Origin of the sequence: Psychrobacter sp. ANT_H3, from assembly GCF_027919975.1 — a bacterium.
In the GTDB taxonomy this organism is placed as follows: domain Bacteria; phylum Pseudomonadota; class Gammaproteobacteria; order Pseudomonadales; family Moraxellaceae; genus Psychrobacter; species Psychrobacter maritimus.
Genome location: NZ_JAQISM010000028.1, coordinates 47,052 through 71,733 on the forward strand (window position 1 = coordinate 47,052; position 24,682 = coordinate 71,733).

At 44.5% G+C, this 24,682-nt stretch carries 19 protein-coding genes; 10 read left to right on the top strand and 9 right to left on the bottom strand.

What is annotated here, in order from left to right; translation table 11 throughout:
* Positions 1-97 precede the first annotated feature (97 nt).
* The gene (locus PG901_RS12640) at positions 98-3,250 is read right to left on the bottom strand and encodes a DUF2339 domain-containing protein (protein WP_271134638.1); all 3,153 of its coding nucleotides are present in this window, start codon (positions 3,248-3,250) and stop codon (positions 98-100) included.
* Positions 3,251-3,414: 164 nt separating this feature from the next.
* Positions 3,415-4,152, bottom strand: coding sequence for a dienelactone hydrolase family protein (locus PG901_RS12645; RefSeq protein WP_271134639.1), 738 nt, complete (start codon positions 4,150-4,152; stop codon positions 3,415-3,417).
* A 361-nt stretch (positions 4,153-4,513) separates the two neighbouring features.
* Here PG901_RS12645 and PG901_RS12650 point away from each other — a divergent pair, with 361 nt between their 5' ends.
* The gene (locus tag PG901_RS12650; RefSeq protein ID WP_271134650.1) at positions 4,514-4,999 is read left to right on the top strand and encodes a YcgN family cysteine cluster protein; all 486 of its coding nucleotides are present in this window, start codon (positions 4,514-4,516) and stop codon (positions 4,997-4,999) included.
* On the opposite strand, the gene PG901_RS12655 is transcribed toward PG901_RS12650, so the two are convergent.
* Positions 4,989-6,302 (bottom strand): Lnb N-terminal periplasmic domain-containing protein, encoded by a 1,314-nt coding sequence (locus PG901_RS12655; protein WP_271134640.1) that lies wholly within the window; start codon positions 6,300-6,302, stop codon positions 4,989-4,991. The two genes, PG901_RS12650 and PG901_RS12655, sit on opposite strands and share 11 nt — an antisense overlap.
* A gap of 278 nt (positions 6,303-6,580) precedes the next feature.
* Here PG901_RS12655 and PG901_RS12660 point away from each other — a divergent pair, with 278 nt between their 5' ends.
* From PG901_RS12660 to PG901_RS12680, 5 genes are all read left to right on the top strand, one after another.
* Positions 6,581-7,480: a CBS domain-containing protein gene (locus PG901_RS12660; RefSeq protein WP_201565149.1), complete on the top strand. Its 900-nt coding sequence runs from the start codon at positions 6,581-6,583 to the stop codon at positions 7,478-7,480.
* Between the two features lie 361 nt (positions 7,481-7,841).
* Complete coding sequence (gene lnt / locus PG901_RS12665; RefSeq protein ID WP_271134641.1) at positions 7,842-9,416, top strand: apolipoprotein N-acyltransferase; 1,575 nt, start codon at positions 7,842-7,844, stop codon at positions 9,414-9,416.
* A gap of 161 nt (positions 9,417-9,577) precedes the next feature.
* Entirely contained in the window at positions 9,578-10,024 is a 447-nt protein-coding gene (locus PG901_RS12670; RefSeq protein ID WP_201565151.1) for a hypothetical protein, read from the top strand.
* A 323-nt stretch (positions 10,025-10,347) separates the two neighbouring features.
* Positions 10,348-11,904, top strand: coding sequence for a peptide MFS transporter (locus PG901_RS12675; RefSeq protein WP_271134642.1), 1,557 nt, complete (start codon positions 10,348-10,350; stop codon positions 11,902-11,904).
* A 468-nt stretch (positions 11,905-12,372) separates the two neighbouring features.
* The gene (locus tag PG901_RS12680; protein ID WP_271134643.1) at positions 12,373-14,208 is read left to right on the top strand and encodes an aminopeptidase P family protein; all 1,836 of its coding nucleotides are present in this window, start codon (positions 12,373-12,375) and stop codon (positions 14,206-14,208) included.
* 109 nt (positions 14,209-14,317) lie between these two features.
* On the opposite strand, the gene PG901_RS12685 is transcribed toward PG901_RS12680, so the two are convergent.
* From PG901_RS12685 to PG901_RS12695, 3 genes are all read right to left on the bottom strand, one after another.
* On the bottom strand, positions 14,318-15,268 hold the full coding sequence (locus tag PG901_RS12685) for a hypothetical protein (protein WP_271134644.1): 951 nt from the start codon (positions 15,266-15,268) through the stop codon (positions 14,318-14,320).
* A gap of 140 nt (positions 15,269-15,408) precedes the next feature.
* Complete coding sequence (gene fabF, locus PG901_RS12690; protein ID WP_227671018.1) at positions 15,409-16,764, bottom strand: beta-ketoacyl-ACP synthase II; 1,356 nt, start codon at positions 16,762-16,764, stop codon at positions 15,409-15,411.
* A gap of 143 nt (positions 16,765-16,907) precedes the next feature.
* Positions 16,908-18,260, bottom strand: coding sequence for an anhydro-N-acetylmuramic acid kinase (locus PG901_RS12695; protein ID WP_271134645.1), 1,353 nt, complete (start codon positions 18,258-18,260; stop codon positions 16,908-16,910).
* A 229-nt stretch (positions 18,261-18,489) separates the two neighbouring features.
* Between PG901_RS12695 and tyrS the strand changes: the two genes are divergently transcribed.
* Positions 18,490-19,701: a tyrosine--tRNA ligase gene (gene tyrS, locus PG901_RS12700; RefSeq protein ID WP_271134646.1), complete on the top strand. Its 1,212-nt coding sequence runs from the start codon at positions 18,490-18,492 to the stop codon at positions 19,699-19,701.
* A 132-nt stretch (positions 19,702-19,833) separates the two neighbouring features.
* The gene (locus PG901_RS12705) at positions 19,834-20,061 is read left to right on the top strand and encodes a DUF1653 domain-containing protein (RefSeq protein WP_271134647.1); all 228 of its coding nucleotides are present in this window, start codon (positions 19,834-19,836) and stop codon (positions 20,059-20,061) included.
* A gap of 76 nt (positions 20,062-20,137) precedes the next feature.
* Here the strand turns inward: PG901_RS12705 and PG901_RS12710 are convergent, their stop codons facing one another.
* Complete coding sequence (locus PG901_RS12710) at positions 20,138-21,094, bottom strand: alpha/beta fold hydrolase (protein ID WP_271134648.1); 957 nt, start codon at positions 21,092-21,094, stop codon at positions 20,138-20,140.
* Positions 21,095-21,329: 235 nt separating this feature from the next.
* On the opposite strand from PG901_RS12710, the gene PG901_RS12715 reads away from it, so the two are divergent.
* On the top strand, positions 21,330-21,986 hold the full coding sequence (locus PG901_RS12715; RefSeq protein WP_271134649.1) for a hypothetical protein: 657 nt from the start codon (positions 21,330-21,332) through the stop codon (positions 21,984-21,986).
* Positions 21,987-22,010: 24 nt separating this feature from the next.
* On the opposite strand, the gene PG901_RS12720 is transcribed toward PG901_RS12715, so the two are convergent.
* Both PG901_RS12720 and upp read right to left on the bottom strand, forming a co-directional pair.
* Positions 22,011-22,763: an SDR family NAD(P)-dependent oxidoreductase gene (locus PG901_RS12720; protein WP_198329968.1), complete on the bottom strand. Its 753-nt coding sequence runs from the start codon at positions 22,761-22,763 to the stop codon at positions 22,011-22,013.
* A gap of 78 nt (positions 22,764-22,841) precedes the next feature.
* Positions 22,842-23,489 (bottom strand): uracil phosphoribosyltransferase, encoded by a 648-nt coding sequence (gene upp / locus PG901_RS12725; RefSeq protein WP_149490868.1) that lies wholly within the window; start codon positions 23,487-23,489, stop codon positions 22,842-22,844.
* Between the two features lie 313 nt (positions 23,490-23,802).
* Here upp and PG901_RS12730 point away from each other — a divergent pair, with 313 nt between their 5' ends.
* On the top strand, positions 23,803-24,459 hold the full coding sequence (locus tag PG901_RS12730) for a DNA glycosylase (protein ID WP_271134651.1): 657 nt from the start codon (positions 23,803-23,805) through the stop codon (positions 24,457-24,459).
* Positions 24,460-24,682: the final 223 nt, after the last annotated feature.

The window sequence follows — 24,682 nt, forward strand, 5'->3', positions numbered from 1 at the left end:
TTACTCTTTAATGGCGTCCAGTTTACTACACAACCAGCGCTATCACCCAACGTTATCAAGTTATCACGTTACAATTTCATGTAACGCTCAGAGCAGACTATCCTGCAGACTCGTCTGTTAAATCCTCGCGCGCTGGTGGTAATGGTGCTAAATAACCAATGACTAATATTAAGCTACCCGCGCCAAGGAAGGAAATCACCCGCCAAATTGCCTCGGTCTGTGATAAATCGACAATTACCAGTTTTAGCACGACAACGCCCAACAGTCCAATGCCCATAAACCATAGTGTTCGCTGTCCATAGCGGCTGGCGATAATAGTGGCGACCAAAGCAATGAGCGTCCATAAAATGGTCAATCCCGTCTGTACCTGCTCGCTATTCCAAGCGCCCCCTATAACGTCGTATAAACTGCCAGTCCATAAAGGCGTACCGATAAATGCATGCAGCGTTCTAACCAACATACTAGAGCCTATCCAAAGGCCAATCAGTGCTAAGATAATTAATAGCATATCGTTTTTAGGAATGGCGCTTAATAGGTTTCTCGATTTCATGCCATGTGGCTGACGGAGCAAATAAACACCCAAGCTGTAAAAAACCACCAGCCATAACGTCACATCATATAAGTTAAATAGGGGGAAATAGGGTAGCTGCCAAATGACGCCATCGTCAGTAAAGTTGGTAAAAATGGCCCAGCCTAAGGTAATAGGTACAAATATTTTGGCACTGTCTAACAGTGCCTGATGCCAATCAAACCAATAAGGTACAAGCGCTGAATTAGCTGCTTTTGATTGCTTATCATTGTACTGAACCATAGCATGACGCTGTGTCCACCATAATCCAGCCAGCATAAAGGCAACCGGAACTAAAATAGTCATGACGCCTTTTGAATCGGGCAAGCCATAATGCATGGCTTCTGCCAACAGGATAATTCCAGCACCAAGCCAGCTCGCGCTATCAAAACTTTTTAATTCCGCTTCTTTATGCCATGTTTTTAACCACAATTGCCCAACGACCAACCAGCCTATGAGTAGCGCGATAAATATCGGCCAACGAAAGGTTGTCCATTGATAATTAAATTCATATTTTTGCGGCAGTTGAAACAGTAACATGGCATAAAATAGCAGCAGCAAGCCATGGCTAAACTGCCTAATCTCACGCCACGAATGATAATGATTAATTGCTTGATAAATAACTAGGCTGGTTATCATCGCCAACCCTAGCAGTGCCGTTATTGCTAATTGCCAGCTGGTAAGCCATTGGTCAAAATCGATGACCAATACATACAGCAGCCAAACCATTGCGATAAAGGTCAAAAAACGACTCAAAACCGGACTGCGCCACATCAGGTTAAACGCCATACTTTGGCTATTGATACTGGTAAGCCATTGCTGAGCGGCTTGGCTACTGATACCTAGCGACTGAGCGACATTTGCTGTTATGTCGGTGATTGAAGATGGTAAATCAGACGTCATATGCTGCTGTGAAACGGCATTTAGACTGTCATCTAAAACGGCAGGCGAGTTACTGGCGCGTAAGATAAACATCGTTGCTAGATAGCTAAGAGCTGAAATCGTCAATGCCAGCGTTGGATAATCTTTGATCGTAAAGACCACGTTTATCATCAGCATGGCGATACTGAGTAGCTGTAATAACAATCCAAACAATACTGACCATGCACGTAGCGAGCGCCGTCCAAACCATACCAGCGCCAGCCCTTGTACCGACCAGCCAAAGGCAATCCATTCAGCATCGAATGCCAGTGGGATGACCAACGCTAAAAAGCCAAACCCTAACGCTAGCATGCCCTCAGTAATTAAGGCATAACGCTGACTACGCTGGACAAACACCCAGCCAATGCCCAAATAAATTGCCGCTAAAACAGCACTGGTAATGGTTAACGCGTTAGGAACAGCGTCTAACAGCGCAGCAAATAAACCAAAGGCTAGTATCGGTACGGAAAACAGTAAACCGGTATCAATAGGAAATACATAGCTATTGTTTCCTAGATGAACCTTATCCATGTGGTTGACGTTGCTTGTACTATTAAAAGTATCTACGGTATCGGCAATATCTATATCAGCAAAACTTGCTTCATTAAGCGTGTTATAAGCGATAATTTGTTGCGCGTAGCGAATGACGACAAATAAATATAGTAGTACATGCAGCGCGACTAGTAATACCAATGACCAGCGCTGCGCCTCAATAACAGCACTTAAGTTTTCAGTCACACCCCAATAATAGGCTAGTCCAAAAGTAACCATCACGCCGAGTAGATTGAGCATTTTCCAAGTGCGGTAATGGGCGATAATGGCAATGGTAACGTTTAATAATAAGTAATAACTAAATAAAGCCACCAAATTACCAATATCGCTACTGGTCAAAATAGGGGCAAAGAAGCCGCCAGAAAGCGCTAACAATGCCAACGGTAAGGCATTTTGACGCACAGCTAAGCCAATGGTGATGGCTGACAAGATACCAAGTCCCATAAAGCTCGGCACACTTGAGAGCACGTGATAGACGCTATAGGCAAAAAAAGTGGTTAAATAAGCAATCGCTAAACCTGCTCCTTGCAGGGTAATACCATAAGCAAAACGGTTTTTTGCTAATTTTAATCCCAGCGCCGCAAGTCCTAAGCCAATAATACCAATGCCAATGAGCTTCACGGTAATAGGGATTTCGATATAATCGCTTAATAAGCGTAGCAATAACACCACGCCGACGAGCAATACCAATACCCCAACGCGCACCACTAAATTACCGCCAAAAAACCAATTTTGTATAGAGTGAATCAGTGAGGTGACGATAGGCAAGGAGCGTTCGTCTGGCTCTATGGTTGCGGTGGTGTTTTGTGGGATTTTCGATTGTGGCGGTGAGGGCGATTGTGGTGACTTTGATAATATCGGCAGCTCTGGAGGTGTTGTTTCTAAATGCTGATTTTTTGTAGATTCGACATTAGGAATAAAAGTAGCATCGGGAATGAGAACAGCGGAGGTAGCCAATTCTGCTGCTGGCTGTGTTAATGAGTCTACTGATTCAGACCGGCTCTCTTGAGTAGGATGTATATACGCAGCGTGCGAGGGCTTTGCTGTATTCACGCTATCTGCAAGCTGCTCAAGCTCAGCTTGTAGCGCCGTCATATCATGGCGCAACTGCTCAATTTGCCGATTAATCTTGGTATATAGCACCACAACCACGATTAATAGAACAATAAAAGCCAGCCAACCCAACGGGCTCATTAATAGATATAGCATCCTCGTCACTCAATCCACTTGATAATAAAGCGATAATGACGCGATTTAATCAGAAGTACAAGATAAGTCATAAACATAAAATCGATTAGATAAATAAAAAGGGCCGCTTAATAGATAAGCGGCCCTTTTTTAACTACCTTTTATAAGGCGTTTTTTGCAGAGATTTATGCCAAGTTGCTTTTCATAAACTCAAGCATATTCTCCCAGCTTTGCTTAGCCGCGGCTTCATTATAGCCAAGGTCGACACCATTTTTGGCAGCGCGTTCATCAGCATGCGGATTGGTAAAGCCATGCTTAGCGTTATCATAGACATCGATAGTGTAGTCGACATCGGCAGCATCTAACTCTGATTTCAGACCTTCGATGGCATCCATCGACACCATTGAATCATCACGGCCATGAGCGACCAACACTTTAGCTTTAAAGTTTTTGTCTGCTGGCTGTTTTGCTGATGGGTTGCCATGGAAGGTGGCGACTGCTTTTAATGGCATGCCTTCACGCGCCATATCGAGGACGACTTTACCGCCAAAGCAAAACCCAATCGCTGCCAAGTTATCGCGATTAACGGCCAATTGGTCACCAAAATCATTGAGGATTAAACGACAGCGATCCATCAGCATGTCTTGATCTTCAAGTACTTGTGTCATCCACATGTTTGCCATGGCCGCATCAGTGGTCAGTTTGCCTTCACCGTAAACGTCCATCGCCACGGCAGCATAGCCTGCTTCTGCCAAACGCTCAACCACCGATTTTGGGTGATCGACCACGCCCCACCATTCTGGCGCGACCAAAATCCCAGCTACCGGATTATCATCTGAGGCCGATTCTGGCAGCGCCACATAGCTGATCAGTTGGACGTTATTTTCAGTGGTACTGATTAATTCAAAGGTCTTAATTGACATATTATTGTCCTTTTTTATGTTATGAGTGTTGTTCTATAAATATGAATAATGCGTATGCTAGCGCAATCCTTTTGCTTACTCGTACTACCTTAACGCCCAAGTTGAGCAAAAACAGCTATAATACTGTAACGCTCTTTATCAAAATGTCTCTTTATAAAAAATCGACTACAACGCTATGACTATCAACTTGTTAAATCAATCTTCTGCCAACTTAGATTCTGATTCAGCCTCGCAGAACAAAGCTGATTCAAATACAGGAATAAGCTCAGGGCTAAAGCCAATCGTGAGCCTATTTCCCGCTAGCAATACTAGCAGCGACAATGCCAATGACGAGGACAGCGACAATAAATCGACTGAAACATTGCGCCCGCAGTTTTGGTCACGTTTTGCGCTGTCAGAATTAAACCATAGCGAATGGGAAGCCTTGTGTGATGGCTGCGGCAGTTGCTGTCTCATTAAGTATATCGACGATGAGCACGTTAGCGACGATGACAATAGTCATGAAGCAGAAATGGTCGAATATACCGATGTGACTTGCCAGCTGATGGATTGTGCGACGGGCTATTGTCAGCACTATGACACGCGCCAAGAACATGTGCCCGATTGTATTCAACTGACTATGGAGAATTTGCCGCAGATGATGTGGCTACCGTCGCACTGCGCTTATAAGCGCTTGTATAAAGGACAAGGTTTGCCAAGTTGGCATTTGTTATTAACCCAAGATGCGGTGGCAACCCAGCAGCAAATGCGCGCTGCCAATGTTGGCGTAGCAGGGCGCTGTGTTTCCGAGATTGGTATGTCTGATGAAGAGATGGAAACGCGGGTGGTAAATTGGGTTAATCCTTAGCATCAGCCGCTAATTTAGCACTTGCTTCGGCATCCGTTTGCGAATCAGCTAATGGCGGCACAGGGATACCTTGCCGAATTTGCTCAGAGAACTGGCGGCTGTTTTCGCGACTGTTAATGTCAGATTCTAAGTTAGCCTGATTATCAAAGCCGCGAACCTTGGCGTTGATATGGGTACGCTCGTACCAAGTATCCATTGACCAAGGCTGACCGTCTTTTTCAGGATTGGCGTCGAGCATGCCGACATCGTATAAATAGTTTGGCAGCCAACCAGATACCCAAATCCGGTAATCCCATGGCAGACGGTCACCACTGACAATACGCGCCATATAAAAAATGATATTGGTACAGTTGCTAATCAAGGTGTTATACCAAGCTGGCTTGGCATTCAATTCATCGGCGGCGGTTAAGTAAGATTCAAATAATGACTTGACCTCATGCTGCTGTAGATTGCTGACCGGAAACAAATAAACTTGTTCGCCACGCGCATTGGTACGCGTGTAAATAATATCGCGCTCCTCTGCGGCAATCAGGCTTAATTCAAAACGTCTAAAAAACCCTGCCAATGCCGAAAACGATTCGCCATTTTCTTTACGAATCTCAAATGAGAAGGCAAGCGGTCTATCATTTTCGAAGCGGAAACTGACCAAGGTATGAGCAATCAGCGGTCCCATCCAATAGGAGTTGGTGACATCGACGCCAGATAATTTAGACATATCAATGGTGCGTGTGTCCCAATGTTCGGTCGCTTCCTGATCCGTATGCCAATCAAAGTTACGTACATTGGTGAAAGTAACCAAATTAGGATTATTGCCATCACGCTCATACGTGACTCGCTCACTGACTTCAGGCATCCAATCGCGATCTTGCTCAGGCTCAATAGAGAAAAACCAGCCAAGACCGACAAACCAAATAGCGGCATATAACCCCATTAGCCATTTGCTTGCTGATTTTTTATTTGTGTTTGTGCTTGTTTTTGCCTTAGTAATTGATTGACTAGTCGCTTGCTGGTTATTCAATTGTTTAGCAGTTTTTGGCCAATAACGGCTACTAAGCAAGGCTATCAGTACGCCGACAATCACGATAGTTGCCAACCACGTGATAAGCGCGCGCATCCCAAACTGATACCAAAGCGCCATCAATAGCCAAATAGCGGATAGCAGCAGGGTAGTAACGATCAAAAACTGCACAAGGTAATATCGCCATGTCCGCTTTTGCTGGCGACCATGAGCGGCGCCATTCTCTGAGCGATGGCTATTTGAGATGGGCGTGAGCAGGCGAGAGAAAAACGCGCGTAGGGACATAGTGTTTGTTATTGATAAATAAAGGCTTTGACCATAGCAAAGTTTATAACACACTGACAATACAATTTGAGTGAATTTGTCGTTGAATGTCAGCAAGCCTTGCGATAAAGTGAGACACATTAAGCTGGTCTATTTATATTTATTATTTAATCATCTAATGATAAATGGCCGGTTTTATTTATTACTTTAATCCCCATCTACATTTTTTATGATTTTACATGACATTCACAATTGCTATTAACTCATTCTATTAACTAAAGAGGTTAAATCACATCACCATGTCTGACGACACTCCCAGCCCGAGTAGTTGGTCGATGCGCGGCTTAAAACGCTGGCTATCGACCGCCCCCGAAACCCGTGATGAACTGATTCGTTTGGTACAGGACTCGCGTCAATTCTTAGAGCCTGATACCGTCGATATGCTAGAAGGCGTGCTCGACCTGCCTGCGACCCAAGTTCGCGAAATTATGACCCCGCGCCCGCAAGTGGTTGGGCTGCATGAAAGTACCAGTCTTGCTGAAGTAATGGACATCATTCTTGAGACCACGCACTCGCGCTATCCGGTATTTGATAGCCAAGACGACGACGCTGTTATCGGTATTTTATTGGCAAAAGATTTGATTCCTATCCTCGTGCATATGGTGCGCGACCAAGAAGACAAAATCGACAGCAAACGTCTTAGAGACCTTGTCCGTCAGCCACTCTATATCAGTGAAACCGCGCGTTCTGATACTTTGTTACGCTCATTGCAGCGTACCCAAGTGCATATGGCGATTGTCGTCGATGAGTTTGGTAACTTTGGCGGTGTGGTAACCATGGAAGACTTACTTGAGGAAATCGTTGGTGATATCGTCGATGAGCATGATGATTTCGATGAAGACAGTGATATCAATAATATTGTTGCCGACCCTGAAAAGCCAAATACCTGGCGCGTGCAAGCGTCGACGGTGATTGAAGACTGTAATGATGAGCTAGGTAGTCACTTCGATGATACCGATGTCGATACCATGGGCGGTTTGGTCATGCAGGCGCTCGGTTACGTTGGTGATTTGGAAGGTGAAAGCGTGGTTATCGATGATTGGCAAATCACCATTACCGATGTCGAAGGGCGCTTTATTCAGAATTTAGAGCTGACTAAAATCAATGCTGACCAGCAAATACTGATAGGTAGCCATTAATTTATTATTCAGCTTTTTATGACTGAGTTTTTTATGACTGAGCTTTTTATTATTAAGCTTTTCATAACGGCCTAGCAAGTTTATCAGTAACGTTGTAACTTGATGTCTTTATAGCTATAAAAAACACGATTGCGGTCGTGTTTTTTTTTGCTTTTAAAAGCCGTGTTTTGCAACGCAAATTTACCCATTGAGTGGTACAGACTGGTATCATGGGCAGGTTTGATTTTTGAGTAATGTCTTTATCGTTATATAGAGGGCTATCAAGTAAGCGTTGAATGCGCCACTGATTGAATCCCTCAAAGTTAACATTTAAGTTTTATAAGTTTTAAATTACTGAATAATAAGGTTTTGGATAACTGCTATGCGTCTGTCTACTGTTGATTTGCAAAAATGCCTGAACCCCGATAAGCCAAAGGGCTTACCTATGGTGCTGACTATATTGATTGCGTTGCTGGCAGGGGCAGTGTTTATCTTTGCGCTCGCGCCGTATGGCTTTTGGCCAGTCGCCTTGGTATCACCTGCTATTTTATACGCGTTACTGATGCCGCAGATGAGCGGTAAGCGAGCGTTTGTCATTGGTCAGGCTTATGGCACGGGACTTTGGTGTGTGGGAGCATTTTGGCTCTATACCTCTATCCATGTTTATGGCGATACACCCGTCTGGTTGGCGCTGATTATGATTGCGCTAATGGGTTTGGGCATGGGATTATTTCATGGCTTTTTGGCGTTAATTTTTAATCGGGTAGTCGGCAAGCAACCGTTATCATTTGCGGCGCTTTGGGTACTACAAGAGTGGATGAAAACCTGGCTATTTACGGGTTTCCCGTGGTTATTTGTCGGTTATGCCTTTACTGAGCAGTATTGGCTATCGTCATTAGCGCCCGTTGCCGGCGTGTTTGCTGTCTCTTTCGTTGCGGTATTATTGGCGGCAAGTTTGGTCGAGCTGCTGCGTCGTCGCGGCGGTTATATGATTCCTGCCAGCGCGTTGTTGGTTGTCAGCTGCGCATTATGGTTAATAAATCCACAATGGACGAAGCCAAAAGGCACGCCTGATTTATCGGTGTCATTAATCCAAGGCAATATCCCGCAAGATTTAAAATGGCTGACCGAATATCAGATAGAAACGCTAAAAATCTATGCAAATCTGACGCGTACCGAGTGGGGGCGTGACATTGTTTTATGGCCTGAATCGTCGATTCCGATGTTTCAGACTGATGCGGTTGGTTTTATCACCGAAATGGTAAAAATGGCCAAAGAAACCAATACCACTTGGGTGACCGGCATTCCTTATAAAGATGAAGCGGCTTTTGATGCCAAAACTGACAAATATCCACCGTTTTATAATAGCGTGATTGCGTTAGGTGCGGAAGCAGAAGGGCTGTATAAAAAACAGCGCTTAGTACCGTTTGGCGAATATATTCCGTTTGAAGGCATGTTAGATATTCTGCCTAATCTGGCGGGTAGCCAAGAGATTTTAAGCTACAGTCGCGGTAGTGACAATCAATCGCCGCTGCGGGTTCGTGGACATAACTTGGGCGCGGCGGTATGCTACGAGGTTGCTTATCCTGATACCACCCGTAAAAACGCCATCAATACTGACTTTTTATTGACCATCTCAAACGATGCGTGGTTTGGCACTTCAGCAGGTCCACTGCAGCATCTGCAAATGGTACAAATGCGCGCGTTAGAAAATGGCCGTTGGTTTATGCGCGCGACCAATACGGGGGTTACCGCTATTATCGACCATAAAGGTCGTATCGTTGAGCGCGCCCCGCAGTTTGAGCGCACGGTATTACGCGGTGATATTCAAGCCCGTGTTGGTAATACGCCGTTTATGAATTTTGGTAATTATCCTATTTTAATCCTTATTGCGCTTCTATTATTATTAAGCTATCTTGGCAAGCGTGCGACCCCGCGGACGCGTTTGGTTGCCTAGGTTGCCATTTAGTAATTTGATACGTTAAGCATGGCAATATAGAGCGGATTTCACTTTTTTTATGAATAAAACCTTTAAATAGTTAAGGGTTTTCACAAATCAGTATAAATTGCGATATAATAGCCCAATATTTTAAATATTCTGTGCAAGGTGGATAAGGTATGTCAGAAGATATCGTTAATAACAACCCCAAGAAAGAGTTCCTATATGCTTTAGGCGGTGTTGCCTTATTTTTAGGTATCGTCTTATTGATTGGCATTTCTGGTTTCTTGCGTCCAGCGGGTGAGCATATCACTCCTGAGACCATTGAAGCGTCAGCCGCCGAGGAAGCAGAAGCAACTGCTGCTCCGGAAGAAGCTGCGACTGCTGAAACAGCGGCTGCGCCTGCAGCAGAGACTGATGCAGCAGCAACGAGCGATACTGCAGCGGATGCTAACGCAACGCCAGCTACTGATGCCGACAGTGCAGTGGTTAGCGCTGAAGCTGGTACAGCCACGGCTGAAGGTACGGTTAATCAAGCAGCGGTTGCTGATGCTGACGTGACAGCCGAGCAAGCCGATGCTGATTTGGATGCTGGCACGACTGAAAAAGCTGCGACAGCAGAGTAATTTTTATTTAGATAGCTGCTGCTTCAATTTTTAGACCTAGCAATAGAGTTTGTCATAGCCCTATCTCTTATAATATTGCTTCTAATGTCTCTGATATTGATTAATTAAAACGGTCATGGCGATTGTTTTATTTGTACAGCTAACAACAAACCCGCCCTTAGCGAATTGAGGGCGGGTTTTTTTGTGGGTACTTGTGTAATTATTAAACCTTTTTTTCTTTACTTGGTTCTAGGCAAGTGAAACAATAATGCGCCTATGTGACCGCCTAGCAGAATAATTAGAAGTTTGGTCATCATTACAGTGGTTTTTAAAGGAATAGATTTATGAGCACAGACTCACAATCGAACGTTAGTGCTGCTGAATTAGAAGCATTAGATAATGGCTTTATGGGGCATCCTAAACCCTTAAGCTCGTTATTTTTCACCGAGATGTGGGAGCGTTTTTCTTATTATAGTATTCGTCCATTATTAGTACTCTTTATGGTGGCGACGGTTGGCAGTGGTGGTTTCGGTTTTGATGAAGCAACGGCTTCTGCCATCTATGGTATTTTCGCCGGTTCATTATATTTGGCGGCAGTACCGGGCGGCTGGTTGGCGGATAACTGGCTTGGTCAGGAGCGGGCGCTGTGGTGGGGCAGTATCATCATTGCGCTTGGGCATTTATGTATTGCGTTGTCAGCTATGTTTGGCATGGTGCTATTCTTTGTCGGTTTGATGTTTATTGTCATTGGGTCAGGGTTGTTTAAGACCTGTATTACGGTCATGGTTGGGGCGTTATATCCCGAAACGGACAATCGCCGTGACGCAGGATTTACGCTGTTTTATATGGGCATCAATATCGGTGCGCTATTGGCAGCGCTGATTGTTGGGGTGTTTAGAGAAAAAGGCATGTGGCATGCAGGCTTTGGCGTCGGTGGTATTGGTATGCTGGCTTCGTTACTGATTTACCGTTTTTCAGCCAGAAAGACATTAAATCGTTATGCGCGTGCCAAAAACATCACCGCTGATTGGGAGCATGCAAATGACCGCTTCCAAAATATAGGGCGCTGGGTACTAGGCGTTGCGGCTATTTTTGTGGTATTGATTGTGCTCATTAGCACCGGTTTGATGCCATTTAATCCGATATTGGTCGCAGAGTACATGACCTATACCATCGCAGCTGTGGTGCTGCTATATTTTGCGGTGATGTTTATGTCATCACGGTTGAGCTCCTCTGATAAAAAACGCTTACTGGTCTGTCTGTTATTGATTATTGGTTCAACCTTGTTTTGGTCAAGTTTTGATCAGCAGCCAACCTCGTTTAACTTATTTGCTGACCGTTATACGGATTTAGAGGTCATGGGTTTTCATATCCCAAGTATCTGGTTTCAGTCGCTCAATCCGTTATTTATTTTATTATTAGCGCCCATTATCAGTATTTTGTGGGTGAAGCTCGGTGCTAAAGGTCTTGAGCCTAATAGCATGGTAAAATTTGCGCTTGGTATGTTGTTAGCCGCGGCAGGTTTTGGGCTGATGATTATGGCCTCAAAAAGTATCTTGGTCGCTCCCGGTGCTTTGGCGTCACCACTGTGGTTGGTTGGCAGTTTGTTTTTACTGACGCTAGGTGAGCTGGCGCTAAGCCCTGTTGGTATGTCGTCAATGACACGCTTGGCACCTGAAGGGATGCAAGGTCAAATCATGGGGCTGTTTTTTGCTTCTATTGCGATGGGTAACTTGGTCGCCGCCTTCTTTGGTAGCCATGTCACCGCTGATAAAATCGAAGGCTTACCGGATTTATTCTCTATTATGACCATGTTCTTGGTAGTGACCGCGCTGATTTTATTAGCATTGTCAAAACCGATGAGCAATATGATTAAAAACAGCAGTAATATCAGAATGTAGACAATGAACGTAAACAAGCGGCCAATATAAGCACAATAGTATTAGCGCTATTTATAGCACTCTTTATAGCCGTCATTTGATAGGTGATAAAAATACAGAAGCTACTAAACAGTGGCTTCTTTTATTTTGAGTTATCGGTCATTTTTACGATTCGTTCATGATTCCTTTACGATTCTTTCGCGATTAAATGGGTATTGCTGTTAAAGGCATTTATAAGTCAGTTATCATCCCCATATCGTTATATGCGCTAGGTTGTATCTGTAGCAAACTTAATAAACGCCCACTTAATTAACCGCTAATAATCAGCTGATGATGTCAGTTTATAATAACAATATATCGAGAACCTATCGATTCTGCGGCGCTGTATTGCGGTGAGTTTTTTCTACTTATGCAGCGTTTTATGCAGCGTTTTAAACAGCATGGTGCTCGTGCTTTTATACTAATTTTTTATATACAATAAGGGACGTTATGTCTACTCAAGAAGCCACTCCAAAAACTGAAATTCAACAACGTATTACCAGCTTGCGTGCTGCTATTGCGGCGCAAGACCTGACCGCGATTATCGTGCCGTCAGCAGATCCACATTTATCTGAGTACTTGCCTGAGTATTGGCAAGCGCGTTTATGGTTATCAGGGTTTACCGGTTCAGTCGGTACACTGGTCGTTACCGCTGATTTTGCTGGATTATGGACAGATAGCCGCTATTGGGTACACGCCGCTCATCAATTAGCAGGCACCGGTATCACTTTAGAGAAGCTGGCACCCGGTCAGCCAAACCATATCGATTGGCTCGCTGCGCACTTGGCCGAGGGCGATAGCGTGGCCGTCGATGGTAATGTGCTGTCTATCGCTGAGCAAGACAGATTGCTTGATGCTTTTGATGCCAATGATATTACCTTAATCACTGAACGCGATGTATTGACAGATATATGGAGCGATCGTCCAGCGCTACCATCGGCACAACTATACCAACACGATGAGCAATTTGTTGCGCAGTCTGCGACCTCAAAACTTGCCGCCGTGCGCGCAGGTATGGCGGATGCAGGCGCAACCCATCATTTGCTTTCAAGCTTAGATGATATCGCTTGGTTGACCAACTTACGCGGCGCTGATGTTGATTATAACCCTGTATTTTTGGCGCATATGCTGATTGATGCGGATAAAGCGACCTTGTTTATTGATAATAATAAAGTCAGCTCTGACATTGAAAAAGCTCTAAAAGATAGCGGTATCACGCTTGCTGATTATGAAGCAGTGCAAGAAGCATTGGCTACATTAACGCCAGAAGATTTGCTGCTGCTAGACCCAAGTAAAGTGGCAGTCGGTACGCTATCAAAAATGGCGGACGATGTTGGCTTTATCGAGCAAATGGCACCAAGTACTTTGCTTAAATCAGTTAAATCTGACTCAGATATTGATCATGTACGTGAAGCGATGCGTCAAGATGGCGCGGCATTAAGTGAGTTTTTCGCTACATTTGAGCAGCGTCTAGCAGCCGGTGAACGTTTAAGTGAGCTTGATGTCGATAGTATGCTCATCGAAGCACGCAGCCAGCAGCCGCATTACGTATCGCCAAGCTTTCCAACGATTGCAGGTTTTAATGAAAATGGCGCATTGCCGCATTACCGCGCGACGCCAGAAAAATTCAGCTACCTTGATGTTAATGAAGGCGAGGGCGGTTTGTTGCTGATTGACTCAGGCGCCCAGTATCAAAACGGCACCACCGATATCACCCGTGTGGTCGGTATTGGCAAAGTAAGTTCTGAGCATAAACGTGACTTTACCACCGTGCTAAAAGCCCATATTGCGTTGGCAAAAGCACACTTCCCTGATGGTATTGCTTCGCCACTCATCGATGCGATTTGCCGTGCACCATTATGGCAGGCACAAATGGATTATGGTCATGGTACCGGACATGGTGTTGGTTACTTCTTAAACGTTCATGAAGGCCCACAAGTCATTGCTTATAGTGCCAGTACGCCAAAAGAGCGCGCCATGAAAGTAGGTATGATATCCAGTAATGAGCCAGGTTTATACCGTGAAGGCAAGTGGGGTATTCGTATCGAAAACTTAGTCGTCAATATGCCAGTGGCGAGTCCGACTGAGACTGAGTTTGGCAAATTCTTAAACTTTGAGACCATCACTTATTGCCCAATCGATACGCGTTTGATTGAGCCTGCACTACTAACCCAAGTAGAGATTGATTGGTTGAATAATTATCATAGCCAAGTTTATGCCGAGCTAAAAGACCGCGTTGACGGTGCGGCACTTGAATGGTTAACCGAGCGTACAAAAGCTATCTAAAATAAAAGCTTATATTCTCGAATTTAAAACAAAAAAAGCCCCGTAAATTTACGGGGCTTTTACCATTTTAGAGATTCACTGCTAGAGATTTATGAACGGACAGCTGCATTTAGTTCTTTTGCGATTCTTTATTCGTTTCTACTTTATCTTCACTTAAATTTTGAGTCATCTCCGCCCGTAACCAAGATTTTAAGTTTTCAGACATCAACATCATTTGTTCACTAAGATAATCATCAATTTGCATTTCAAGCTCACGGATTAGCTCTTGATGGGTGGTATTTAGCTTTGCATCTTTTAATGCCAGCTTGATGGCGGCGCTGGCTTTATCATTGATTGTTTTAATGCTGCTATCTTCTTTAATGCGCTTATCATTAGCAATATGGCTATCGCTAATTGCATTGCCGCTAATCGTATTGGCATGCTCGCTGACAGTTTTGTTTTCAGAGCTAGCGTTAGAGTTGTTATTAACATCAGTTTTTACGGCATTTGATGGTTCAGTAGGCTGAGCTTTAGCAGCATTGCTATCAGCGCTATTATCAACCTTATCAACATTATCTACGCTTGGCGCTGTGACCTTGCTAGTGTCATTAGCATGAGTGATAGCAGTTTTAGCATCAAGATTGTTCTTATCTGAACTGTTTTTATCCGCTGCTAATGGCTCATTTTTCTGTGGTGCTTGTTGCGCCGCTTCTGCTTCTTCACGCAGTCGGGTTTCTTCTTCTATCTTAGCCTCTGCTTTACGCTTGGCTTCTTCTGCCGCTTGTATTTTTTGTTGTTCTTCTAGCCGTTCTTTTTCAGCAGTAGCACGCGCTTGGGCTTGTTTGTCCGCGATGGCTTTGGCGATGGCTTGCTCGGCGTCATGATTCTCATAAAGATTGTCAAGATGCGCGTCTAAGTCATGGGTGCTAAAAACAAAGCTCTCAAATGGTGTCTCTGTTTGCAGTAAGGTGGTGATGTCTTTTAGCTCTTGGGTGATTGCCGCGCGTATAGGCTCAGGTGCACACGTCCAGCGTTGATAAAACTGATGGGAAAATGAATAGCTTGACATGGTATCTTCCATAAATGTTCCAAAAATTACCCCTTATCATACGCAAGTACGATAAGGGGCTGCAAGTGGACAAACGTAGTAAATCTGACACCAAGGTTACAACGGCGACTATCAAAAGCTTTTTGGCGCTGTTTCTGGTATTTCTTTTAGCTTTAGGGTTGCACCGGCCAACGGGCAAATATCAATGAGCCGTTAGTGCCGCCAAAGCCAAAGCTGTTAGACACCGCATATTGTAAGTTCTCAACTTTGCGTGATTGATTGGCAACATAATCAAGATTACAGTTGTCTTCGACATTGTCTAAATTGATGGTTGGCGGTACATGCTGATGCTGTAGGGCAAGGACGGTAAATATCGCCTCAACACCACCAGCGGCACCCAATAAATGACCAGTCATGGATTTGGTAGAGCTGACTAAAATGCTGTCTTTCACTGGCGCAAAGACGGTTTCAATCGCAATAGATTCAGCGACATCACCAGCAGGAGTGCTTGTCCCATGGGCGTTGACGTAGCCAACTGCGGCAGGCTCGATACCGGCATCGTTTAAGGCATTGCGCATGGCTCGTGCCGCACCGCTACCATCTTCTGGGGGTGCGGTAATGTGGCTGGCATCATCACTCATACCAAAGCCAACCAGTTCAGCCAATATCGTTGCTCCGCGCGCTTTAGCATGGGCAAGGCTTTCAAGGACGACGACACCAGCGCCATCTCCAAGCACAAAACCATCACGGTCTTTATCAAAAGGACGTGAGGCTTTGGTTGGCTCGTCATTACGAGTTGAGAGGGCATGCATCGCCCCAAAACCTGATATACCAAGTGGGCTTGAGCCTTTTTCACTACCACCTGCTAGCATCACATCGACATCACCATACGCAATCAAGCGTGCGGCAATCCCTATCGCATGGGTCGCGGTGGTACAAGCAGTCGAGGTCGCAAGGTTTGGACCTTTTAAAGTATGTTTAATCGCAACCAAACCTGCTGCCATATTGACGATAGAGCCAGGAATGATAAAAGGTGACACTTTCAGCGCGCCTTTTTCACGCAGGGTATCGCGACTGTTTTCAATGGTTTGGATGCCACCAATGCCTGACCCTAAAATCACCCCAAAGCGCTCTTGGTCGACATTCTGCACAGGCGCATCAGCAGCGCTGACTTCATCGATAAAGCCGGCATTTTTCAATGCCATGGCAGACGCCGCAACGGCATAATGCATAAATTCATCATAGCGGCGTGCGTCTTTGGCATTCATATATTGCTTGGCATCGAAGTCTTTGACCACACCGGCAATTCGCGCCCGATAGTCTGTTGCATCAAAATGGGTAATTGGCGCGATACCGCTCTCGCCATTAAGCAGGCTTGCCCATGAGCTTTCGACATCTAATCCCAAAGGCGTCACCGCGCCCATACCGGTGACCACCACGCGCATATCGTCAGAACGCTCGTAGTGCGGTGGTTTCTGTCTTGGCTTATATGCTTGTTTGGCAGCAATATCCACGGGAGTATTATTCATCGTTTGCTCGGTAAGTGAGTCGGTCGGTAAACTGCTATGCTGGCTCATGCGCTATATCCTGTACTTACGGTCCTAAGAGGATGTTATTTCAAAAGCCATTATAAAACACATAAGTGTACGTATGTAAACTAAAATTTGACCAATCAGGCAAAACAAACCTGACCCAGTACAACGCCTTTACTTGCGCCAGTTACGGCTGGCAAGTTACCAGTTTCGCCCATTAGGGTTTGGCGTGCCAGCCATGCAAAGGCGACGGCTTCGACCCAAGCGGGATTCAGTCCTAAGCTGGCAGTGGTTTCTACGCTGCAATGGGGCAGATGTGCTTGTAAGCGAGTCATTAAATAGTCATTTAACGCACCGCCACCGCAGACGTAAACCGAGCTATTTTCTTTTGCATCAATAAACATATTGATTTGCATACTGGCACTCATGGCGGTCAATTCAGTAAGCGTTGCCTGTACATCGGCTGATGAATAGCGAATATGAGCAGATGCTTGGTCAAATTTTTGCAGCTCACTTTGTAGCCATGCTAAGTTAAAGTCTTCACGCCCTGTGCTTTTCGGATAGGTTCGCGCAAAAAATGGATGTTCTATCAGCTGGTTAAGTAGCGGCTCAACGACTTGTCCTGACTGCGCCCATGCGCCACCAGCATCGTAACCTTTATCAGTATGCAAAGCTGTCCACGCATCTAATAATAAATTGGCAGGGCCGGTATCATAGCCAATAACCGGGCTCTCATCGGTTGGCAATACCGTGATATTAGCAATACCGCCCAAATTTAATAACACCCGTGTGCTATCAGGGGTGGCAAATAAAGCTTGGTGAAAGGCAGGAACCAAAGGCGCACCTTGACCACCGACGGCCATATCGCGACGGCGGAAATCACTGACCACGCTAATACCAGTACGCTCAGCGATGATATTGGCATCGAGCAATTGCAAGCTAAAGCCCATTTGTGGACGATGACGCACGGTTTGACCGTGACAGCCAATTGCCAGCACCGACTCTACATCGGTATTGGACTGCTGCAATAAATTATTGACCACGTCGCTGGCAAATTCAGCATATTCTTTACTAGCCCAGCCGAACCAGTCTAACTCGCTGCTTGGTTCACCCACCGTTGGTACTAATTCTTGCACACCATTAGGCTGACATAAAGCCAATAACACTTCACGCAGGCGCGGTGGGAAGTCCTGACTACGAGTGGCTAATAGTCGCATGGGTTGTTGAGTGTTTTCTTCACCACCGAATTGACAAAGCACGGCGTCCATACCATCTAAGCTGGTGCCAGACATCATGCCAATATATAAGCCATCATCGAAGTTTTCAAACACTGTTTGCTCAAGCGCATCGGTCAAGGTGGCATAATTTAAGTCGTCAATATGCGCTAAGCTATTTTCTAGACCATTATCCAAAGTGTTATCTAAATTATTATCATAATTTATAGTCGAATGAGTATTATCATTAGTATCAGCAATCGATGCAGGGTTGGTCATGGCAATTTACCTTAAAAAACGCTAGTATATCTGTCAAATTCTAACATCTTTTACCGGCTACGAAACTTTAATACTATTCCCAAAAATCAGAGTAGTGATAAACGAGTGCAAGTACTACATTTAATAGATAGTAGACTCAACGAGTTTGACGCTGCTAACCCTATTTTTGTGCTTGGTATAAATAGCCTAAACGCTTTACCTTTTTAATAAAGACAATAAAGAGAGCATCATGACCACCCAAACTTATACCCTAGAAGAACAACTTACCTTAATCCAACGCGGTACACAAGAAATCCTATCTGAAGAGGATTTGGTTAAGAAGTTAAAACTGAATCGCCCGCTACGTATCAAAGCAGGCTTTGATCCCACCGCGCCTGACCTACATTTAGGTCATACCGTATTGATTAATAAGCTGAAGCATTTTCAAGATTTGGGTCATGAGATTTACTTTTTAATCGGCGATTATACCGCCAAGATTGGTGACCCTTCTGGCAAAAACAGCACGCGTCCGCCCTTGACCGATGAGCAAATCAAAGTCAACGCGCAGACTTATGCTGAGCAAGTCTTTAAGATTTTGGATAAAGAAAAAACCAAGATTGTCTTTAACTCTGAATGGTTCAAAGACATGTCAGCGGGCGATATGATTCAGCTTTCTAGCCAGTTGACCGTTTCACGTATGCTTGAGCGCGATGATTTCTCTAAACGCTACGCGGCGCAAACGCCAATTGCTATCCATGAGTTTTTATACCCATTGGTGCAAGGTTATGACTCTATCGCGCTAAAAGCCGACGTCGAGCTTGGCGGTACTGACCAAACCTTTAACATCCTAATGGGACGCACCCTACAAGGTCGTTACGGTCAAGAGCCACAAGTTTGTATCACCGTGCCAATCTTAGAAGGACTAGACGGCGTCAATAAAATGTCTAAGTCACTTGGCAACTATGTCGGCATTTACGATGCGCCGGGCACCATGTACCAAAAACTGCTGTCGATGCCAGATACTTTAATCCGTCGCTACTTTGAATTTTTAAGCTTTAAGCCGATGGAAGAAGTTGAGGCGTTAATGGCAGAGATGGAAAACGGTCGCAACCCACAAGAAATCAAACGTATTCTTGCTGAAGAATTAATCGAGCGTTTCCATGATGCCGATGCGGCTGCTAATGCGCATAAATCAGCGGGTAACGTACTTGCTGATGGCGAATTGCCAGTCGATTTACCAGAAGTGACGTTAGAGTTAGAAGGGCAGGACGCATTATTTATCACGCAGATATTAAACCAAGCAGAGCTTGCCAAAAATAGCTCATCGGCTAAAGATATGATTAAACGTGGCGCGGTAAAAGTAGATGGCGAAGTCGTCGATGCAGGCTTTAGCTTAACTTCTGGTCAGACAGTCGTTATCCAAGCAGGTAAAAAGGCGTATGCGAAAGTGACGGTAGCTTAATAAGTGACTGGGACAAGCTATTGGTATTAAAAATAAGGTCGACATTGATTGTCGGCCTTACTTATTTTGCGATATGAATATACTTCGGCAGTATGTGATTCGTACATTTATAATAAAATTTAGGATTTGAAAATGAACCAAGCCATTCCCCAAGGCATCTACCGCCATTATAAAGGCAGCCTTTACCAAGTATTGCATACCGCTCAGCATTCAGAAACCGAAGAAGCCTTAGTCGTTTACCGCTGCCTATACGGTGAGTATGGCGTGTGGGTACGACCATTAGCGATGTTTACTGAAACTGTTAAAGTTGATGGTAAGCAAGTAGCTAGATTTGAGTTGGTTAAAGTATTAGCTGATTGATATCTCAAAATGTTCAAAGTTTATTGCCCAAATAAAAAGCGACCCGTTAAGGTCGCTTTTTTATATAAATGAACAACTAATTCTGCAAAAACCCTTTTAATACTTTATAAAACCCAACAGGTTCATCCATTGGTATCGCATGACCTGAGCGCGGCAACACCACTTCAGTTGCATTAGGTAGCATTTGGGTGATTTTTTGCTGCCATTTAGCATCATATAGCTTTGAGCGCCCGCCAATCAGATTGACCACTGGAATGGTGACCCGCTCTAAAGCGCCGCGAAAGTCATAGGGCAATGTCAAATAAGCTTGTAAGCAGCGCATCTTATGATGCCAAATACTATGATCATAAAGCGCAAGTTTGGGGTCGTTTTTATAGGTCATCACTTGTATAAAGGCTTTTGAGCGCGTGCGATTAACGGATAATAGAGAAAACAGCCGTTCGACATCCGTTGCACGGCGTTTCAGGGCAAAAGGCAGATGGGTAAAGCTTTCGACGTCAGCATAAGGCAAAGTCTTATCAATTACCTCATGAAAGATATCGAATACTTCTTGCTGGCGCGTGCCAAACAAGCCACCTTGCCAGTCGGACTGGTTATGGATAGCAGGACTTTGGTCGATATTTAAATAGCGGCTGACTCTTGCGCTGCCATAGCGCTCAAAATACGCCCACATCACTTGCGCGCCCATCGAAATAGCGGCAACAGGTAAGGATTCTATATTGCGCGCCAAACAAATTTGCTCAATGACGATACTGATATCATCGGCATACTGGCGCACAAAATCGAACTGGGTCAGCTTGATGTCTTTTGCCGCGCCAAATCCTCGTAAATGCGGCAGATAAAATGCATATTTGCCAAGCAAAGGAAAAATAAATGGCAAAAATTCACGTGTATCCATGCCATAAGCGTGTAGCAGCAGCACAGGTTTGCCATTGCCTATGACAGATACGGGTAGTAATGTACCGGCAGTCAAAGCGATATCAATCGTTTTCAACTGGTAGTTAGCAGGTAAGTTGATTAAATTTTTCTTCATAAGGCAGTATACCTTGTTTTCATTAAACGGTTTTATAAAGCCGGTTTAGCCGAAATGCTTTATTGTGGAATTATTTATGCCACTAATGAAGGACTACTATATTAAAATAGGTAACTGACCATAGCATAAAATTTGTTAAGTGTTGAAAGCAGTTGAGCGGTAAAAGTAGCGACTTGTTATAGACTTTGACCAATCGAATCAAACGTCAGCAAGTAAAATATAAGGCTATTAAGGTATGACCAAGTCAACTTTACCATTGCTTGATAGCAGCCTGTATCCGCAAATCTGGCAGCAGCAAAAATTTACCAATCCGCAGGCGTTACTGTTAGCAATGCTTACGGCAGATATCACGGCAGATGCCGATGCTTTCACAAAGCAGCTGTTAAAAAATGATACTTATCAAGACTGGATTAATAGCAGTATATTTGGACGTTACTTACAGCGTAATTTTACGGCGTTCTCTCAGCAAACAGAAGACAGCTTCAATGCAGATATGCCTTTGCTATTTCGTCAGGAATTAATGCGGCACGCGCAGTATTTGCCATTAGAGCAGGTATTGTTTTTTGCAGGTGATATGCCAAAAGGCGTGCGCCAGATAAAGGTTTTAAGCACAACGGTCAATCCTTCTACCGCCATCATCAATGCTCAGAAGCTAAGTGCAAAATCTACCATCAATAATCCGACCATGATTATCAATCAGATAGTGATTACTGGTAAGCAAGTCTTAGGATTTCCGATACGCCACAATAAACGTACTAGTGAGCGCTTGCGTAATGAGGTATTGATTTTAGACTTTCAAGATTTGCGCTTGGTCAATGAGATGAATATCAAAGGCAAAAAAAGAAGCAATATAGAGGAATCTATATTGCTTCGGTCTTATGAATTACGTTAATGAGCCAAACGGTCGGTTAAGCGTTTAAGAATCTTGCTTAGCAATCGTTAGACCATTATAGGTTTGCGCAACCGGCATGACTTCTAAACGATTAACGTTAATATGGGCAGGCGATTCAATCAGCCATAATAAAATATCGCCAATATCATCGCCGGTCATGGTTTTAAAGCCATCGTAAACTTGAGCAGCTTTATCATCATCACCATGATAGCGCACGTTTGAAAACTCAGTGCCCGCCACATTACCCGGTTCAAGGTTGGTCACGCGCACTTGCGTACCGATGAGATCCGCACGCAGGTTTAAGCTAAACTGTTTGACAAAGGCTTTGGTCGCGCCATAAACGTTACCGCCAAAGTAAGGCCAGCTACCTGCGATTGAGCCCACATTAATGATATAACCACTATCGCGTGCGACCATCGCTGGCAACACTGCATGGGTCAGCGCCATTAAACCTTTAATATTGGTATCGGTCATACGCATCCAATCATCAAGACTGGCCTTGTGCGCAGGCTCGGTGCCAAGTGCTAGCCCAGCGTTATTCACCAAGACATCGATTTGCTTGAAATCAGCCGGCAAATCCGCAATGATTTGCGGGATAGTCGCCGTGTCACTGACATCCATGACCACAGGTAAAAATGCCTCGCCCAAAGTTTCTGCTAGCGCATTGAGCTTATCTAGGCGTCTGGCGCAACCAATCACGCGATGGCCATTGGCAACCAAACGCTCAGCCAGCGCTTTACCGAAACCCGCGCTTGCGCCTGTAATCAATACGTTCATCTTATATCCTTATCATTGATGTTTTGTACATGTGTCATGGTTTATAACGACAGCTTGTCTTGATTTATTGGCGTTGTCTTACTTGTTAAATAACTGCTTACCAAAGATTTTATCACCCGCATCGCCAAGACCTGGGATGATATAACCGTGCTCATCTAAATGGCTGTCTAGTGCGGCGGTATAAATAGTGACGTCAGGATGCGCTTCATTGACCACACGGACGCCTTCAGGTGCGGCAACCAATACCAATGCTTTAATATTGGTACAGCCATTTTTCTTTAGCATCTCGATGGTCGCAACCATTGAGCCGCCAGTCGCTAACATTGGGTCAATGATAAGGGCTGGGCGTTTGTCCATGTGGCTGACAAACTTTTCAAAGAAGGGTACAGGTTGCAAAGTTTCTTCATCGCGTTGCAAACCAACGACAGAGATTTTCGCTGTCGGAATCAAATCGAGCACGCCGTCGAGCATACCAATACCGGCACGTAAAATCGGTACAATCGTTGCGGTCTTACCGATGATTTGCTCACCCGTGATTTCACCACACCAGCCTTCCATCGGAAAGGTTTCAATTTCAAAATCACGGCTCGCTTCATACGCCATCAAGCGTGCAAGCTCTTTGGTCAATGTACGAAACTTATAGGTGCTACAGTCTTTTTCGCGCATGAGGCTGAGTTTATGACGGACTAACGGGTGATCGATGACGGTGATTTTTAAGTCGCTCATAAGGTTTCTCTTGGTTTTTGGTCTGATGCTTGCGCAGTTACTGCGGTTGCCATTAGTATAAAAGATACAAACACTTACCGCACTTCAACCCTATATTTAGCCCATCAATAGTAAGCTTAATGCTTTAATACAAAAATAAGCCAAGTGCCTTTATAACAGGATTAATTTTATTTAAGCCGACTATGTTTGACTATAATCGCGCCCTGATAAATGAAGTAGTGTTTAGGCTTGCTATGATAGCAAAAAAACCGCTTTTCTGATGAAGAATCTTATGACTACACAACCATCCCATACGCATGATAATACTCATAAAATGGATAATAACTCGATATTGTCCGAAGCCCGCGCCGCAGAAGTAGAAACCCATCCATTCGGCCCAGTGCTACCGCCCGATGCCACCGTGATGATGATGGGTACTTTTCCACCGACCGCTGATAAATGGGCAATGCGCTTTCACTACCCGAACTTTTATAATGATATGTGGCGTATCTATGGCAGCGTATTTTTTGACGATGTGAATTACTTTAGAGTAGGCGATGAAAAGCGCTTTGATCCTGAACGTATTCGCGCCTTTATGTTCGAGCGCGGAATTGCTTCTTGCCCGACAGTTACTCAGGCTATCCGTGAAACCGGCAATGCTTCAGATAAAAACTTAACCGTTGTCACCGCCGTTAACCTAGATAGTATTTTGCCACAAGTGCCAAAGGTTGAAACCTTATTTACCACCGGCGGTAAAGCAACTGAGGTGCTACTCAATTTATTAGCCGAGCCACCTGCCAAGTCCAAGTACCCGAAGACCAATCAAAGTATGGATTATCCTTATGAGTGGCAGAGTGACAATAATAAAAAAGCCGATGTGAATAATCTTACCTTATATAGACTGCCTTCTACCTCGCGTGCTTATCCACTAGCCTTAGATAAGAAAGTCGCTGCCTATAAAGACTTCTTTAAAAAGATAGGTAAGCTATAAAAGTGTCATATATAGGAGACAACTATATATAAGCAATAAGTGGTCTTAAATAAAAAAGGCTGACTATCATTAAAGGTAAAACTATTTTTTAATCCTAACTGACTGATAAATAGAGGATATTAATGATAAGGCGAGATAATCGCTAAAATAGCCCACAAACCCCCTTGACCCCCATCCCAAAGCGCGTATAATGCCACCCAGTCGGAAGGGAAGGCGGATTGAA

Excerpts from the sequence above, each read along its gene's own strand:
- PG901_RS12720 (WP_198329968.1), bottom strand. The coding sequence starts at position 22,763 with ATGAACGTATTGATTACAGGCGCAAGCGCGGGTTTCGGTAAAGCGCTG.
- PG901_RS12715 (WP_271134649.1), top strand. The coding sequence starts at position 21,330 with ATGACCAAGTCAACTTTACCATTGCTTGATAGCAGCCTGTATCCGCAA.
- PG901_RS12655 (WP_271134640.1), bottom strand. The coding sequence starts at position 6,302 with ATGTCCCTACGCGCGTTTTTCTCTCGCCTGCTCACGCCCATCTCAAAT.
- PG901_RS12640 (WP_271134638.1), bottom strand. The coding sequence starts at position 3,250 with ATGCTATATCTATTAATGAGCCCGTTGGGTTGGCTGGCTTTTATTGTT.
- PG901_RS12705 (WP_271134647.1), top strand. The coding sequence starts at position 19,834 with ATGAACCAAGCCATTCCCCAAGGCATCTACCGCCATTATAAAGGCAGC.
- lnt (WP_271134641.1), top strand. The coding sequence starts at position 7,842 with ATGCGTCTGTCTACTGTTGATTTGCAAAAATGCCTGAACCCCGATAAG.
- PG901_RS12685 (WP_271134644.1), bottom strand. The coding sequence starts at position 15,268 with ATGGAAGATACCATGTCAAGCTATTCATTTTCCCATCAGTTTTATCAA.
- PG901_RS12645 (WP_271134639.1), bottom strand. The coding sequence starts at position 4,152 with ATGTCAATTAAGACCTTTGAATTAATCAGTACCACTGAAAATAACGTC.
- PG901_RS12730 (WP_271134651.1), top strand. The coding sequence starts at position 23,803 with ATGGATAATAACTCGATATTGTCCGAAGCCCGCGCCGCAGAAGTAGAA.
- tyrS (WP_271134646.1), top strand. The coding sequence starts at position 18,490 with ATGACCACCCAAACTTATACCCTAGAAGAACAACTTACCTTAATCCAA.
- PG901_RS12680 (WP_271134643.1), top strand. The coding sequence starts at position 12,373 with ATGTCTACTCAAGAAGCCACTCCAAAAACTGAAATTCAACAACGTATT.
- PG901_RS12695 (WP_271134645.1), bottom strand. The coding sequence starts at position 18,260 with ATGACCAACCCTGCATCGATTGCTGATACTAATGATAATACTCATTCG.
- PG901_RS12660 (WP_201565149.1), top strand. The coding sequence starts at position 6,581 with ATGTCTGACGACACTCCCAGCCCGAGTAGTTGGTCGATGCGCGGCTTA.
- PG901_RS12710 (WP_271134648.1), bottom strand. The coding sequence starts at position 21,094 with ATGAAGAAAAATTTAATCAACTTACCTGCTAACTACCAGTTGAAAACG.
- fabF (WP_227671018.1), bottom strand. The coding sequence starts at position 16,764 with ATGAATAATACTCCCGTGGATATTGCTGCCAAACAAGCATATAAGCCA.
- upp (WP_149490868.1), bottom strand. The coding sequence starts at position 23,489 with ATGAGCGACTTAAAAATCACCGTCATCGATCACCCGTTAGTCCGTCAT.
- PG901_RS12670 (WP_201565151.1), top strand. The coding sequence starts at position 9,578 with ATGTCAGAAGATATCGTTAATAACAACCCCAAGAAAGAGTTCCTATAT.
- PG901_RS12675 (WP_271134642.1), top strand. The coding sequence starts at position 10,348 with ATGAGCACAGACTCACAATCGAACGTTAGTGCTGCTGAATTAGAAGCA.